16 protein-coding genes and 1 other RNA gene are annotated in these 13,629 nt (G+C 68.9%); 6 read left to right on the forward strand and 11 right to left on the reverse strand.

What is annotated here, in order from left to right:
* Positions 1-10: 10 nt before the first annotated feature.
* Positions 11-1,762, reverse strand: a complete 1,752-nt coding sequence (locus Q7P21_RS04100) for a DNA polymerase III subunit gamma/tau (protein WP_304175882.1) — start codon at positions 1,760-1,762, stop codon at positions 11-13.
* 129 nt (positions 1,763-1,891) lie between these two features.
* An RNA gene (gene ffs / locus Q7P21_RS04105) (signal recognition particle sRNA small type) lies at positions 1,892-1,990 on the reverse strand.
* A gap of 60 nt (positions 1,991-2,050) precedes the next feature.
* Here ffs and nudC point away from each other — a divergent pair.
* Positions 2,051-2,974: an NAD(+) diphosphatase gene (gene nudC, locus Q7P21_RS04110; protein ID WP_304166076.1), complete on the forward strand. Its 924-nt coding sequence runs from the start codon at positions 2,051-2,053 to the stop codon at positions 2,972-2,974.
* A gap of 122 nt (positions 2,975-3,096) precedes the next feature.
* Here nudC and Q7P21_RS04115 read toward each other — a convergent pair whose 3' ends face one another.
* Positions 3,097-3,627, reverse strand: coding sequence for an endonuclease domain-containing protein (locus tag Q7P21_RS04115; protein ID WP_304166079.1), 531 nt, complete (start codon positions 3,625-3,627; stop codon positions 3,097-3,099).
* A 37-nt stretch (positions 3,628-3,664) separates the two neighbouring features.
* Between Q7P21_RS04115 and Q7P21_RS04120 the strand changes: the two genes are divergently transcribed.
* Genes Q7P21_RS04120 through Q7P21_RS04130 form a run of 3 tightly spaced genes read left to right on the forward strand, consistent with a single transcriptional unit; the run spans position 3,665 to position 4,996 of the window.
* Positions 3,665-4,285, forward strand: coding sequence for a glutathione S-transferase family protein (locus Q7P21_RS04120; RefSeq protein WP_304175860.1), 621 nt, complete (start codon positions 3,665-3,667; stop codon positions 4,283-4,285).
* A gap of 43 nt (positions 4,286-4,328) precedes the next feature.
* A complete protein-coding gene (locus Q7P21_RS04125) occupies positions 4,329-4,625 on the forward strand; it encodes a type II toxin-antitoxin system HigB family toxin (RefSeq protein WP_304166085.1) in 297 nt (98 codons plus the stop codon).
* Positions 4,625-4,996 (forward strand): type II toxin-antitoxin system HigA family antitoxin, encoded by a 372-nt coding sequence (locus Q7P21_RS04130; protein WP_304166087.1) that lies wholly within the window; start codon positions 4,625-4,627, stop codon positions 4,994-4,996. Before Q7P21_RS04125 ends, Q7P21_RS04130 begins: the two co-directional genes overlap by 1 nt.
* A 6-nt stretch (positions 4,997-5,002) precedes the next feature.
* Here Q7P21_RS04130 and Q7P21_RS04135 read toward each other — a convergent pair whose 3' ends face one another.
* The 3 genes from Q7P21_RS04135 to Q7P21_RS04145 are packed head-to-tail and all read right to left on the reverse strand — an operon-like array spanning position 5,003 to position 6,893.
* Positions 5,003-5,305, reverse strand: coding sequence for a hypothetical protein (locus Q7P21_RS04135; RefSeq protein ID WP_304166090.1), 303 nt, complete (start codon positions 5,303-5,305; stop codon positions 5,003-5,005).
* Complete coding sequence (locus Q7P21_RS04140) at positions 5,305-6,153, reverse strand: prephenate dehydratase (RefSeq protein WP_304166092.1); 849 nt, start codon at positions 6,151-6,153, stop codon at positions 5,305-5,307. The genes Q7P21_RS04135 and Q7P21_RS04140 overlap by 1 nt, the downstream gene beginning before the upstream one ends.
* On the reverse strand, positions 6,150-6,893 hold the full coding sequence (locus Q7P21_RS04145; RefSeq protein WP_304166095.1) for a 3-deoxy-manno-octulosonate cytidylyltransferase: 744 nt from the start codon (positions 6,891-6,893) through the stop codon (positions 6,150-6,152). The genes Q7P21_RS04140 and Q7P21_RS04145 overlap by 4 nt, the downstream gene beginning before the upstream one ends.
* A 139-nt stretch (positions 6,894-7,032) precedes the next feature.
* Between Q7P21_RS04145 and Q7P21_RS04150 the strand changes: the two genes are divergently transcribed.
* Positions 7,033-7,689, forward strand: coding sequence for a cytochrome c family protein (locus Q7P21_RS04150; RefSeq protein ID WP_304175862.1), 657 nt, complete (start codon positions 7,033-7,035; stop codon positions 7,687-7,689).
* A 68-nt stretch (positions 7,690-7,757) separates the two neighbouring features.
* Here Q7P21_RS04150 and Q7P21_RS04155 read toward each other — a convergent pair whose 3' ends face one another.
* Positions 7,758-8,591: a C40 family peptidase gene (locus Q7P21_RS04155; RefSeq protein ID WP_304166101.1), complete on the reverse strand. Its 834-nt coding sequence runs from the start codon at positions 8,589-8,591 to the stop codon at positions 7,758-7,760.
* Positions 8,588-9,967, reverse strand: a complete 1,380-nt coding sequence (locus Q7P21_RS04160; protein WP_304175864.1) for a M17 family metallopeptidase — start codon at positions 9,965-9,967, stop codon at positions 8,588-8,590. The genes Q7P21_RS04155 and Q7P21_RS04160 overlap by 4 nt, the downstream gene beginning before the upstream one ends.
* Positions 9,968-10,052: 85 nt before the next feature.
* Here Q7P21_RS04160 and Q7P21_RS04165 point away from each other — a divergent pair, with 85 nt between their 5' ends.
* Positions 10,053-10,862 (forward strand): tetratricopeptide repeat protein, encoded by an 810-nt coding sequence (locus Q7P21_RS04165; RefSeq protein WP_304166132.1) that lies wholly within the window; start codon positions 10,053-10,055, stop codon positions 10,860-10,862.
* Between the two features lie 40 nt (positions 10,863-10,902).
* Here the strand turns inward: Q7P21_RS04165 and Q7P21_RS04170 are convergent, their stop codons facing one another.
* The 3 genes from Q7P21_RS04170 to Q7P21_RS04180 form a co-directional block, all read right to left on the reverse strand.
* Positions 10,903-11,880: a type II secretion system F family protein gene (locus tag Q7P21_RS04170; RefSeq protein WP_304166106.1), complete on the reverse strand. Its 978-nt coding sequence runs from the start codon at positions 11,878-11,880 to the stop codon at positions 10,903-10,905.
* Positions 11,881-11,891: 11 nt separating this feature from the next.
* Positions 11,892-12,863, reverse strand: coding sequence for a type II secretion system F family protein (locus tag Q7P21_RS04175; RefSeq protein WP_304175884.1), 972 nt, complete (start codon positions 12,861-12,863; stop codon positions 11,892-11,894).
* 12 nt (positions 12,864-12,875) lie between these two features.
* Positions 12,876-13,629: CpaF family protein (locus Q7P21_RS04180; protein WP_304175880.1), on the reverse strand; the 754-nt coding region annotated here is incomplete at its 5' end.

The raw sequence follows: 13,629 nt of genomic DNA on the forward strand, positions 1-13,629 counted from the left end.
GCGTAAGCTCCTAGTCCTCATCCTCTTCCGGCGCGTCGGTGACCGACGAGGGTTCCGGAATCGGGGTGTTGCGGATGCTGATGATCTCGGCGCCCGGAAAGGCCTGCATGACCGCCAGCACGAAGGGGTCCTGCTCGACCTGGCCCCGAACCTCGCGCTCCTCGCGCTTCTGGCGTTCCCACTGGCTCTCGGCCCCGCCGCCGCCCTGGGCGGCGATCAGCCAGGGCTGGCCGGTCCATTCCTTGAGCTTGGCGACCAGGCGCTGCGCCAGGTTGGTCGGCGCGCCGGGGGCCGGTTCGAACTCGATGGCGCCGGGCCGGAAGCTGACCGGCCGCACATAGCGCTCGACGTCGAGGCGGAGCGCGATGTCGCGCTTCTTCTCGATCAGGGCCAGGACATCGGCGAAGGACTGCAGATTGGGGACGGCCTCGGCCGCCTGGGGCTGGGGGGCCATCATCCGGCCCTGGGCCGTGACCCCGCCGCCAGAGGACATCTGGCCGCCACCGCCGGAAGGCGCGCCCATTCCACCACCGCCAGGACCAGACCCGCCGCCAAGGGATCCGTCTCCGGCCTGGAGCCGCTTCAGCGCCTCCTCGGGCCCCGGCAGGTCGGCGGCGTAGGCGAGACGGATCAGGGCCATGTCGACGGCCGCCGCCGCGTCTGGCGCGCGCCGCACCTCCTCATGGCCCCTCAACAGCATCTGCCAGACCCGCGACAGGGAGCCGGCCGAGACCGCCGCCCCCACCGCCGCCAGCCGCGCGGCCTGTTCCTTGGGCATGATCAGGGCCTGGGCTCCGATCGCCTTGGCGACAGAGGCGGCGTGGGCGTGATCGAGCAGGTCGAGCATCACCTGGCCCGGATCGGCGCCATAGCCATAGAGGGTGCGGAAGGTCTCGATGGCCGGGCCGGCCTCGCCGCGCATCAACAGCTCGAACAGGGCGATGGTCTGGGCCCGGTCGGCCAGGCCCAGCATGTCGCGGATCAGGGTCGCCGGAATGGTCATGCCCGGCTCGCCCTGGACGATGGCCTGGTCGAGCATCGACTGGGCGTCGCGCATCGAGCCCTCGGCGGCGCGGGCGATCAGCATCAGCCCCTCGGCCTCGACGAGCGCATTCTCCTTGCCGCAGATCATCTCCAGGCTCTTGACGATGACGTCCGGCTCGACGCGGCGCAGGTCGAAGCGCTGGCAGCGGGAGAGGATGGTCACCGGCACCTTGCGGATCTCGGTGGTGGCGAAGATGAACTTGGCGTGCGGCGGCGGCTCTTCCAGGGTCTTGAGCAGCGCGTTGAAGGCGCCGGTGGAGAGCATGTGCACTTCGTCGATGATATAGACCTTGTAGCGCGCCTCGACGGGGGCGTAGCGCACCCCGTCCAGCAGCTCGCGCATGTCGGCCACCCCGGTGCGGCTGGCGGCGTCCAGCTCCAGCACATCCATGTGCCGGCCCTCGATGATGGCGCGGCAGTGCCGGCCCTCCTCACGCAGATCCAGGCTGGGCGCGTGGATGGCGTCGGTCTCGTAATTCAGGGCGCGCGCCAGCAGGCGCGCCGTGGTGGTCTTGCCGACGCCCCGCACCCCGGTGAGCATGAAGGCGTGCGCGATGCGGCCCGAGGAGAAGGCGTTGCGCAGGGTGCGCACCATCGCCTCCTGGCCATAGAGGTCCTCGAAGGACCTCGGCCGGTACTTGCGGGCGATGACGGTGTAGGCGGCCGACGGCTGTTCGACCGGGGCGGACGGCTTGGGCGCAGGCGGCGCCCCGAACATGTCGGCGGTGTCGGGATCGCGCTCCGGCGGCTCAGGCGGACCGGCGTCAGCGTCGCCAGCTTCAGACCAGGGCGGGAAATCTTCGTCGGCCATGGGCGCCTGAACTGGAGGCTCGGTGATTGGGGAGCTGGGTGGAGACCGGACAACGACCCGGAGCGAAACTCGTTACGGCTGCTTCCTTCCGGACCTGACCGGGTTGGCGAGGCGTCCGCCCGTCGCCGATCTCCGCCCCCTATATCGCGAGCTTGAGGGTCGCGCGCAAGCTTGGGCTCATCTAGAACTGTGGGCATGCCTCTTACAGCCTTCCAGAACACCTTCGCCGGCAACCCCCTGAACCGCGCCAGCGAGCGCCGCGGGGACACCACATGGCTGGCCGAACAGGTCGCCTCCTCCGACTCCCTCGGCATCGCCCTGTGGAACGGCAAGCCCTTCGTCGAGAAGGCGGCCAATGGCGATCTGCAGATCGCCTATCTTCCGGCCCGCCTGGTCGAGGAGCTGGCCGGCGGCGCTGAACGCCTGCTGTTCCTGGGACTGTGGAAGGAGACCGCGATCTTCGCCGTCGACCTGGAGGGCGGCGCCGATCCGGGCGAGGGCCCGCTGGCCGGGCTCGGCCGGTTCGAGGACCTGCGCGGCGTGGCCCTGCGCCTGCCGGCCACTGACGCGGCGATGGTCGCCACCGCCAAGGCGATGTTCGAGTGGCGACGCCGCCACCGCTTCTGCGCATCCTGCGGCGAAGCGTCCGAGACCGCCGAGGGCGGCTGGAAGCGCATCTGCCCCTCCTGCAAGGTCGAACACTTCCCGCGCACCGACCCGGTGGTGATCATGCTGGCGGTCTTCGAGGACCGCTGCATGCTGGGTCGCCAGGAGATCTGGCCCAAGGGCATGTTCTCGGCGCTCGCCGGCTTCCTGGAACCCGGCGAATCGATCGAGGAGGCCTGCGCCCGTGAACTCGAGGAAGAGGCTGGCCTGAAGACCGCGTCGGTCGCCTATCACTCGACCCAACCCTGGCCCTATCCCTCGTCCCTGATGATCGGCCTGATCGCCCAGGTCGAGAGCGACGACGCCACCCCCGACCAGACCGAGCTGTCGGAAGTGCGCTGGTTCACCAAGGCGGAGGCCCGCGCCCTCCTGGCCGGCGAAGTCCCCGCCACCTTCGCCCCCCCGCCCATGGCCATCGCCCACCAGCTGATCAAGGCCTGGGCGGAAAGCTGAGCGGGCGGCTGACATTCCTTCTCCCCTTGCGGGAGAAGGTGGCCCGAAGGGCCGGATGAGGGGTCGCCCAAACCTTTCCGGAGAGGGCCTCGAAGGAAACACGGATAGCGGAGCAAAACCCCTCATCCGTCGGCTTCGCCGCCACCTTTTCCCGCAAGGGGAGAAGGGAAATCCTCATCCCAACGCTTCAGCGGCGCCTTGGCTTCAATCCAGGCGCAGATCATGCTCAGAACTTCCGGCCGGGACGCCGCGATCTGGTCGTTGGAGAACCGCATCACGGTGAAACCTTGGGCGTTCAGCCAGCGATCCCGGACGCTGTCATCCCCATGGAACGGCCCATCCGCCTCGACAATCAGCCTGTGTCGCGGACAGAGGAAATCCACGACATAAGGCCCGAGCGGAACCTGGCGGCGAAACTTGACGTCTTCCAGCCGTCGATCCCGCAACACGGACCAAAGCCTCGCCTCCTGCGCCGTCGGCGATTGGCGCATGCGTCTGGCGAAGGCGCGTTTGGGTCTGTGAGTCACTGGGATAAGATAATCGATGTTCCCCCATTGTTCCATTGACACGTCGCCGAGCCGGCGTCGATCTCTGCGTGCCGGAACTTCATTGATCGGAGCTTCATCCTGCTGACAGACTGCTGTCAGCAGCACCCGCTAAGGTCGCTCCATCACCCCACGGAGCCCCGCCATGTCGAACGAACTCGTCTTCTACACCCACCCGATGTCCCGGGGTCGCGTGGTCCGCTGGATGCTGGAGGAGCTGGGCGAGCCCTATCGCACCGAGCAGCTCGACTATGGCTCGACCATGAAGGCGCCGGCCTATCTGGCGATCAATCCCATGGGCAAGGTGCCGGCCCTGCGTCATGGGGAGACCGTGGTCACCGAGGGCGCGGCGATCTGCGCCTATCTGGCGGACGCCTTCCCTGCAGCGGGCCTGGCGCCTCCGCCCACCTCGCCCGCGCGGGGCGACTATTATCGCTGGCTGTTCTTCGCTGCGGCTCCGATGGAGAGCGCCATGATCAACAAGGCCCTGGGCGTGGCCCCGGCTGCCGACCAGGAGCGGATGGTCGGCTGGGGCAACTATGATCTGGCCCTGGACACCCTGGAGAAGGCCGTCGCCGGCCGCGAGTTCCTGGCGGGCGACCGTTTCAGCGCGGCCGACCTCTATGTGTCGGGTTTGATCGGCTGGGGTCTGCAGACGGGCGGAATTCCGCAACGTCCGGCATTCCAGGATTTCGCCGCCCGCCTCAGCGCCCGCCCCGCCGCCGTCCGGGCCCGCGAGATCGACGACGGTCTGCTGGCGGCCTGAACACTCAATTGTTCCCCGAGCGGGAACGTGCTAGTGGCGTGTCGTGCAGATCATCGCCAAGCGGACCCTAATCCAGTTCTGGACACGGCATCCGCAAGCCGAGCGACCGCTGCGGTCATGGTTCGGGCTCGTCAACCAGGCGAGCTGGACGGGGCCGGCGGGGGTCAAGGCGATGTTCGGCGCGACCGTCGATTTCGTCGCCGACAATCGCGTCGTCTTCGACATCGCGGGCAACAAATACCGGTTGGTCGTGCATGTGGCCTATGCCTATCGGCGCGTGCTCATCAAGTTCGTCGGCACGCACGCGGACTATGACCGGATCGACGTGGAGACGGTGTGATGGACGTACGAGCCCTGCACGATGAGCGCGACTACGACTGGGCCCTGGCCGAGGTCGCGCGCTATTTCGAGACCCAACCCTCCCCGGGCAGCGCCGAAGCGGATCGGTTCGATGTGCTGTCGGATCTGATCGAAGCCTATGAGCGCCGCTGCTGGCCAATCGAGCCGGCTGAGGCGCTCGACGCCATCCGCTTCGCCATGGAGCTCAGGGGTATGACCCAGACCGATCTGGCCCAGCTCCTGGGCTCTCGGTCGCGGGCCTCTGAAATCCTGAATGGCCGGCGGACGCTTACGCCCTCCATGATGGCCAAGCTGCACCGCCAATGGGGCGTGCCGGCGGAAAGTCTTCTGCGCGCGCTGGACGCCGCCTGACGCAGGCTACCGCCGCAGCTGGACCATCACCTCGATGTCCTCGCCCTTGCGATCGCGGCGCTCCATCCGCGCATAGCCTAGGGATTCGGACAGCTCCTTGACGAAGGCGGCGATCGGGCCGCCGTGCAGGCCGCGCACCCGCACGAGGTAGGGCGGCGGCAGCTGGCTCAGCCCGCCCCAGATCATCGAATCGACGAAGGCTTCGATCGAATCACCATGCCCGGGCAGGGCGCGGATCTCGTCCTTGAGCACGGCGCAGAACGCCTTGACCGTCGTACAGGCGGCTCCGTCGATCTCGATCGTGCGCATCAGACGCGGCTCCGGAAGGGGTCGGCGGGATAGACGCCGAGAATCTCGAACTTCTCGGAGAAGAACTGCAGTTCCTCGAAGGCGAGCGCCAGACCGCGATCCTCGGGCCGGCCATCGACCTCGGCATAGAAGAAGGTCGCCGTGAAGGCGCCGTTCTCCATATAGCTCTCCAGCTTGGTCATGTTGACCCCGTTGGTCGCGAAGCCGCCCAGCGCCTTGTAGAGCGCGGCCGGCAGGTTGCGGACCTTGAAGGTGAAGCTGGTGATGCAAGGGTCCGTGAAGGCCGGGGCCGGCGGGGTCTTATCGGCCGTCATCACCAGGAAGCGGGTGGTGTTGGAGTGCTCGTCCTCGATGTCCCGGGCCAGGATCTCCAGGCCATAGAGCTCGGCCGACAAGGCGGGGGAAATCGCCGCGCGGTGCGGGTCCGGCTTCTGCGACAGCAGCAGGGCGGCGAGCGCCGTGTCGCCCACAGGCTCGGTCTTCAGCTTCAGCCGGCGCACGGTCTTGCGGCACTGGGCCAGAGCGATCGGCATGGACTGGACGACGGTGACATCCTCCAGCTTCACGCCCGGATTGGCCATCAGCTGGAAGTGGATCGGCTTGAACCGCTCGCCGATGATCTTCAGGCCGGAATTCGGCAACAGGTGGTGCACGTCGGCGACGCGGCCGGCGATGGAGTTCTCCACCGGGATCATGCCCAGCTGGCAGTCGCCGGTCTTGATGGCCTCGAAGGCCTCCTCGAAGGTCGGATGCGGAACCGGGGTCATGTCCGGGAAGGCGGCCAGGCAGGCCTCGTGGCTATTGGCGCCCAGCTCTCCCTGGAAGGCGATACGACCCTGACTCATCATGTACTCCCCAGCGCGCGGGCATGGGCCCGGGCGCGTTCCAGATCCGCCGGATTGTCGACCGAGATCGGCGTGGCGTCGACGACCGCCGCCCAGATGGTCATGCCCAGCTCCATGGCCCGCAGCTGCTCCAGCTTTTCGCGCCGCTCGAGCGGCGAGGGCGGGGCGGCTGCGAAACGCAGCAGGGCTGCGCGGCGATAGGCGTAGATGCCGTGGTGATGCCAGACCGGCCCGTCTCCATAGAGGGTCGAGCGGGTGAAATACAGCGCCCGTCCCGAGCGGCCGTCCGGCTGCAGGGCCAGGACCGCCTTGACCGCATCCGGATTGGTCCGGACCGCAGGCGAGGTTTCCATTTCCACGATGGTGGCGATGTCGCAGTCCGCGTGGTCGGCCAGCAACCTGGCGCAGTCGACCAGGGCCGAGGCCTCGACGAAAGGCATGTCCCCTTGCAGGTTGATCACCACGTCATGGCGGCCTTCCGGATCCAGTTCCGCGAGCGCGGCGATGATCCGGTCCGAGCCCGACGGCAGGTCCGGATCGGTGAGCACGGCGCGGCCGCCAGCCGCCTCCACCGCCTCGACGATGGCCGAATCACCTGCCGCCACCGCCACCGGCCCAACCCCCGCCGCCTGGGCCTGGCGCAGTACGCGGACGATCATCGGCAGGCCTTCGATATCGGCCAAAGGCTTGTTTGGCAGGCGTGTGGCGGCCAATCTGGCGGGGATGATTACGATCGGTTGCATGGGACCCCGGGGGCGACCAACTGGCTTGTTGCGCGAGCGCCGGTAGCGTGTAAGAGACGCGGGCGCAATAAGGGGGCGGGTATTCCCGCGCTGACGCCGGCCCAGGCGGCCGGCCGTGAAGAGGGCCGATTTTAGGACTATGAGCGACCTTACGTTCAACAAAGTCGCCGCCGCCGTGCTGGCGACGGGCCTGGCCATTGTCGGCCTGCGCGAACTCTCCTCCGGGATCTTCGCATCCAAGGCGCCGGAAAAGCCCGGCTACGCCATCGAAGTCGCGGCCGAGGCCGGGGCTGGCGACGCCGCCGCAGCCGACGTGCCGCCCGATTGGGGCACGGTCCTGCCGACCGCCGACGTCAAGGCGGGCGAAGCGGTGTTCGCCAAGTGCAAGTCCTGCCACAACGCCGATAACGGCGGCGCCAACGGCACGGGTCCGAACCTGTGGGGCGTCGAGGGCCGCAAGCCGGGCAGCCATCCGGGCTTCGCCTATTCGTCGGGCATGACCGAGTTCGGCGCCAAGCAGCCGATCTGGGACTACGACCACATCTACGAGTTCATCAAGGGCCCGCAGAAGTACATCAACGGCACCAAGATGACCTTCGTCGGCCTGAAGAAGCCGGAAGACCGCATCAATGTGATCGCCTATCTGCACGCCCAGGGCGGCACGCTGCCGGTTCCGGCGCCGAAGCCGGTCGCGGCTGCGGCCCCTGCTGCCGGCGCGGCGCCTGCTGCTGCGGCGGCCGGCGCGGCTCCGGCCGCTCCTGCGGCGGCGGCTCCGGCGGCCAAGCCCGCCGCCTAGAGCGTCGAGCTGATCGAGACAACCGGACGCCGGCCGCGAACCCCGCGGCCGGCGTTCTGCGTTTGAGGTCAGAAGCGCCTGTATCCCGTGGGATGACCGGTCGGACCGGCCGCGATCCGCGCCACGGCCTCGGCCAGGGGCTCGATGGCCACGGCCATGTGGTGGGCGTTGGCGTGAATGATCCGGGCGGAGTCGAGCATCATCGCCACGTGGCCGTTCCAGAACACCAGGTCGCCCCGCGTCAGTTCGGACGACTGGATCTCGTGGCCCAGGGCCTGCTGCTGGTCGGTGTCGCGCGGACAGGCCTGGCCGCAGGCCATCAGCGCCTGCTGCACCAGACCTGAGCAATCGAGACCCAGGCTCTCGCGGCCGCCCCACAGATAGGGCGCGCCCAGGAACCGTTCGGCCATCGCCGCCGGATCGGTCTCGAACCGGCCGATGGGCGACAGATGCGCCTCGACGATCCAGCCTGATCCGACCACCTTGGCGAACCGACCCTCCCGGGCCTCCACGGCGACCAGGGCGTTGAGCGAATAGGGGCCGTGGGCCTGCGACTTGATGCTGGGCTCAGCGAAGGCGTAGGTGCGAATCGCCGCCACCCGATGGGTCGGCTCAGGCGGCGGGGCCGCCAGGGCGGCCGTCTCGACATAGCCGACATAGCCGTCGCGGCGAGCCTGGCCCCAGGCGAAGGCGGCCTTCGTCTCCAACACGTCGAAGATCTCGCCGAACAGCAGGTGGCTCTGGCGCTCGGCCGCCAGATCGGCCCGCGCATAGAGGCCGGCGCCCGGCGCGATCACCGCCATGGGAGTCGGGTCCGCATAGGCCGTGGCCGGGACCAGCCCTTCAAGCGCACGGCTGGCCAGATCGGGTCGGGCCAGGGTCAGGCGCGGATCGGCGCTCACGAGAAGCGGGTCCGGATCATCTGGTAGAGCGCCCGGATCGCCTGGGCTTCGCCGCCTGAGGCGTAGCCCGGCCGGTTGCGCGGGTTCCAGGCGAAGATGTCGAAGTGCGCCCAGGGACCCTTGGGCGCGAAGCGTTGCAGGAACAGGGCCGCGGTCATGGCCCCGGCCTGGGCCCAGCCGTCGGAATCGTTCTTGATGTCGGCCACGTCGGAGTCGAGGCTTTCGACATAGCCCTTCCAGAGCGGCAGCCGCCACATCGGGTCGGCCGCCTCGACCATGGCGACCTCGATCGCCTTGGCCAGGTCCTCGTCATCGGTGAAGAACGGCGGCAGTTGCGGGCCCAGCGCCACCCGCGCGGCGCCGGTCAGGGTGGCGAGGTCGAGGGTCAGCGCCGGCTCCAGTTCAGCGGCGCGGGTCAGGGCGTCGGCCAGGATCAACCGGCCCTCAGCGTCTGTATTGCCGATCTCGATGGTCAGGCCCTGGCGGCTGTCCAGCACATCGCCCGGCCGCATGGCGTCGCCGGCTATGGCGTTCTCCACCACCGGGGTAAGGATCACCAGCCTCACCGGCAGCTTGGCGGCCATGATCATTCGGCCGAGCGCCAGGGCGTGGGCCGCGCCACCCATGTCCTTCTTCATGTTGCGCATGCCCGACGAGGGCTTGATGTCGAGGCCGCCGGTGTCGAACACCACGCCCTTGCCGATGATCGCCACCAGCGGCTTGTCCGGTTCCCCCCAGCTGATCTCGATCATCCGGGGCGCGCGCGCTTCCACCGCCGCGCGGCCGACCGCATGGACGGCGGGATAATTGGCCTCGAGCAGCCCCTCGCCGGTGATGACGGTGATCTGGGCGCCGTGCCGTTCGGCGATCTCGCGGGCGATGGTCTCGATCTGCAGGGGCCCCAGATCATTGGCCGGGGTGTTGACCATGTCGCGGGCCAGGGCGCAGGCGTGAGCGATGTTCAGGGCCTCGGCGATGTCGGCGCCCTCGACCACCAGCCGCGGCCGCTTGGCGCCGTGGGTCTTGTAGCGGTCGAAGCGATAGCTCCCCAGGGCGAAGGCGAGCGCGATCTGGTCGGGGGTCAGGCCGGCGGGAACCTCGGCCAGGACATAGTCGCCGGCCGGCAGCTTGCCCGCCAGGGAGCGGAAGGCCATGGGGTCGGGCGCGGCGCCCAGGCCGAACAGGGCGAAGGCGAAGCCGCCCTCCGCATTGGGGACCACCAGCACCTGGCCGGCCTTGGCCTTGAAGTCGGACAGCTCGGCGAACCCCTTGGCGAAGGCCGGGCCGGCGTCGAGGAAGGCGGCCAGGTCGGCGTCGCGCAGGGCGTGGACGGGGACCAGCGGGCCCTCCGCCTGGGCGAGGATCACTTCGGTCATGGGCGCGGGCCCTCCAACTTTATGCTTAACGCTTCCTTTAAGCGCCCGGGCGAGGATGGCGGCGTCCTCGGAGCCCGTGACGTTCATGTGTCGCATGTCGGCCCTCGCCGCAACCGCCCTCGTCCTCAGCCTCGCCGGCCCCGCCCTGGCCCGCGAGGCCAAGCCCGCCCCAGCCCCGACCATCGCCGCGCCTGCCGGCCCGCGCCCGGCGACGCCGGACGAGCGTGCGCTGGCCCAGCGGCTGGATCCCCTGGCCCGCGCCGCCTTCTGGGCGCGGGAGGCCGACATTGATCCGATGGACGCCGAGGCTGGCGTCGACCTGTCCCAGGCCCTGCGGGCCATGGGCCGCTATGACGAGGCCATGGCCGCCGCCCAGCGGGTGCTGCTGGCCAGGCCCGACACCGAGGAAGCGCTCTTGGAAGTGGCCCGCGCCCAGATCGGCAAGGGCCAGGGCTTCTACGCGATCGAACCCGCTCGCCAGGCCCAGGCCAAGGCGCCGACCGATTGGCGGCCCGCCTCGCTGATGGGCGTGGCCCTGGACCAGGCCGGCCGCCCGGACGAGGCCCTGGAAGCCCACCGCCAGGCGATCGCGCTCGCGCCCGAGAACCCCGCCCCCCTGACCAATCTGGCGCTCTATCTCGCCGCCCATGGCGACGCCGCCCAGGCCGAGACCCTGCTGCGCGCCGCCGCCGCCAAGCCGGGGGCGAGCATGGCGGTGCGCCAGAACCTGGCCCTGGTGCTGGGCCTGCAGGGCCGCTTCGACGAGGCCGAGAAGATCGCCCGCCAGGACCTGCCGCCGGAAGTGGTGGCCAGCAACATGGTCTGGCTGCACAACGCCGCCGCCGGCCCGGCCGCCGCTCAGCGGTCGTGGGACGCCGTGCGCACCGCGCAATAGGCCGCTTCGTCCGCACCGACAGACTGGAGAGATGGCGCCCCTAGTGGTGGCCCATCATGTCCTGGACCTTGATCACCGCCGGTCCGAGGATGACGATGAACAGCACCGGCAGGAAGAACAGGATCATCGGCACGGTCAGCTTGGCCGGCAGCTGGGCGGCGGTCTTCTCGGCGCCCGCCAGCCGCATGTCGCGGTTCTCCTTGGCCATCACCCGCAGCGCCGAGCCCAGCGGAGTGCCATAGCGCTCGGCCTGGATCATGGCGGTCATCACCGAGCGGATGCCGGGATGGTTGGTCCGCCGCGCCAGGCCCTCATAGGCCTGGCGGCGTTCCGGCAGATAGGACAGCTCGGCGGTCAGCAGGGTCAGCTCCTCAGCCAGTTCGATGGAGGTGCCGCCGATCTCCTGGCTGACCTTCTGGATCGCGGCCTCGATCGACATGCCGGACTCGACGCAGATCAGCAGCAGGTCGAGGGAGTCGGGAAAGGCCCCGACGATGGATTCCCGGCGCTTCTGGGCGATGTTGGAGATGTAGACGTTGGGGGCGTAGTAGCCGAGCGTCAGGCCGCCCACCGAAAACGCCAGCCGGGTCATGGGCGGCAGGCCGAAGCTGTTGACCACGAACAGATAGAAGGCCGTGACCGCCGCGAACACGAAGGGCAGGACGAAGCGGAAGAAATAGAAGGTGGAGACCGGCCGGGGCCCGCGGAAGCCGGCCTGGGCCAGCTTCTCGACCACCTTGGGGTCCTCCAGCAGCCGCGACAGCTGCAGCCGCTCCACGACCTTCTTATAGAGCCCCTCGTCCCGTTGGCGCAGGCTGGAGCCGGCGGCGTTCTTGCCGGCCAGGGCCTCGCGCGACTTGCGCCTCAGCTCCTCGCGCCGGGTCGAGACCGACTTCAGCCGGGTCTCCAGGGTCGAGCGGCCCATCAGCGGGGTGACGATGGTCATGATGGTGGCGAAGCAGATCACCGCCACGAACAGGGCCAGGATATTGTCGGGATTGGTCAGGGCGGAAATCATCTGCGGTCGCCCTAGATCTTGAAGTTGATCATCTTGCGCATGGTCAGCACGCCCAGCGACATCCAGAAGCCACCCGCCATCAGCATGACGTGGCCGCGCGGGTCGGTGAACATCGGGCCCATATAGGCCGGGGCGATCGTGCCGATCAGGGCGACCACCGCCGGCGGCAGGGAGCCGATGATCCAGGCCGAGGCCACGGCCTCCCCGGACAACGCCTTGACCTTCTCAGCCAGCAGCTTGCGCGAGCGGATGACGGTGGAGAGATTGCCCAGCGCCTCGGCCAGGTTGCCGCCGGTCTTCTGCTGGATGGCCAGCACGATGGCGAAGAACCGCACCTCGGCGGTCGGCATCCGCTCGAACATCTTCTCCAGCGCGGAATCGATATCGGCCCCCATGCCGATGCTCTCGGTCAGGCGACGGAACTCTCCGGCCAGGGGCTCTGTGGTCTCCTGGCCGATGACCCGCAGGCTGTCATGCACCGGCAGGCCCGACTTGATGCCGCGCACCACGATGTCCATGGCGTCGGGGAAGGCCGCCGTAAAAGCCTTGGTGCGCCGGGTCGCCAACATGCCCAGCACCCAGCGCGGCAGGCCGAAGCCCGCGCCAAAGCCCAGGCCCAGTGCGATCAGCGGCGACTGCCGCAACAGGATCATCACCAGGAACACGCCGGCGCCGGTCACGCCGCTGATGATCCAGAAGCCGCGGACATTGTCGCTCAACCCGGCCTGCTGCATCTTGGCGGCGACGGTCAGGGTGGCTTTCTTCTGCTGGCGGTCGTGATCGCGCAGCGACTTCAGCACCTGGCGGCGCCGCTGGTCCTGGGCGCTGATCGCCGGCTTGCGTCGCGCGTCGCGGGCCTCGCCGCCGACGATGGTCTGGGCCCGCTTCAGGGTGCGAGCCTGGGACGATCCGCCCCCGGCCAGGGCCAGGCCGACGCTGAGCACCACCAGGAAGCCCAGCAGCGCGGCCAACAGGGTGATGATGGTGATCACCGCCTACTCCGACGCGTCGAGGGCTTCGGCGAGTTCGCGCTCCAGGCCGTAATAGCGGGCGCGGTCCCAGAATCTCGGCCGGGCGATGCCGGTCGAGCGGTGGCGGCCGGCCACATTGCCGTCGGCGTCCTCGCCGGTGATTTCATAGAGGAACAGGTCCTGGGTGATGATCACATCGCCTTCCAGACCCACCACCTCGGTGATGTGGGTGATGCGGCGCGAGCCGTCGCGCAGGCGCGCGGCCTGGACGATGACATCCACGGAGCCCACGATCATCTCGCGGATGGTCCGCGACGGCAGGCCATAGCCGCCCATGGTGATCATGGACTCCACCCGGCTGACCGCCTCGCGCGGGCTGTTGGCGTGCAGCGTGCCCATCGAGCCGTCGTGGCCGGTGTTCATGGCTTGCAACAGGTCGAAGGCCTCGGGGCCGCGGACTTCGCCGACGATGATCCGCTCGGGCCGCATCCGCAGGCAGTTCTTGACCAGGTCGCGCATGGTGATCTGGCCCTGGCCCTCCAGGTTCGGCGGCCGGGTTTCCAGGCGCACCACGTGCGGCTGCTGCAGCTGCAGCTCGGCGGCGTCCTCGCAGGTGACGACCCGTTCGTCCTCCTCGATGAAGGCGGTCATGGTGTTAAGCAATGTGGTCTTGCCCGAGCCCGTGCCGCCCGAGATCAGCACGTTGCAGCGCGAGGCGCCGATCACCTCCAGAACCTTGGCCCCCTCCGGGCTGATCGAGCCGAACTCGACCAGGTTC

It is taken from the genome of Phenylobacterium aquaticum, from assembly GCF_947378715.1.
Classification (GTDB): Bacteria; Pseudomonadota; Alphaproteobacteria; order Caulobacterales; family Caulobacteraceae; genus Phenylobacterium; species Phenylobacterium aquaticum_A.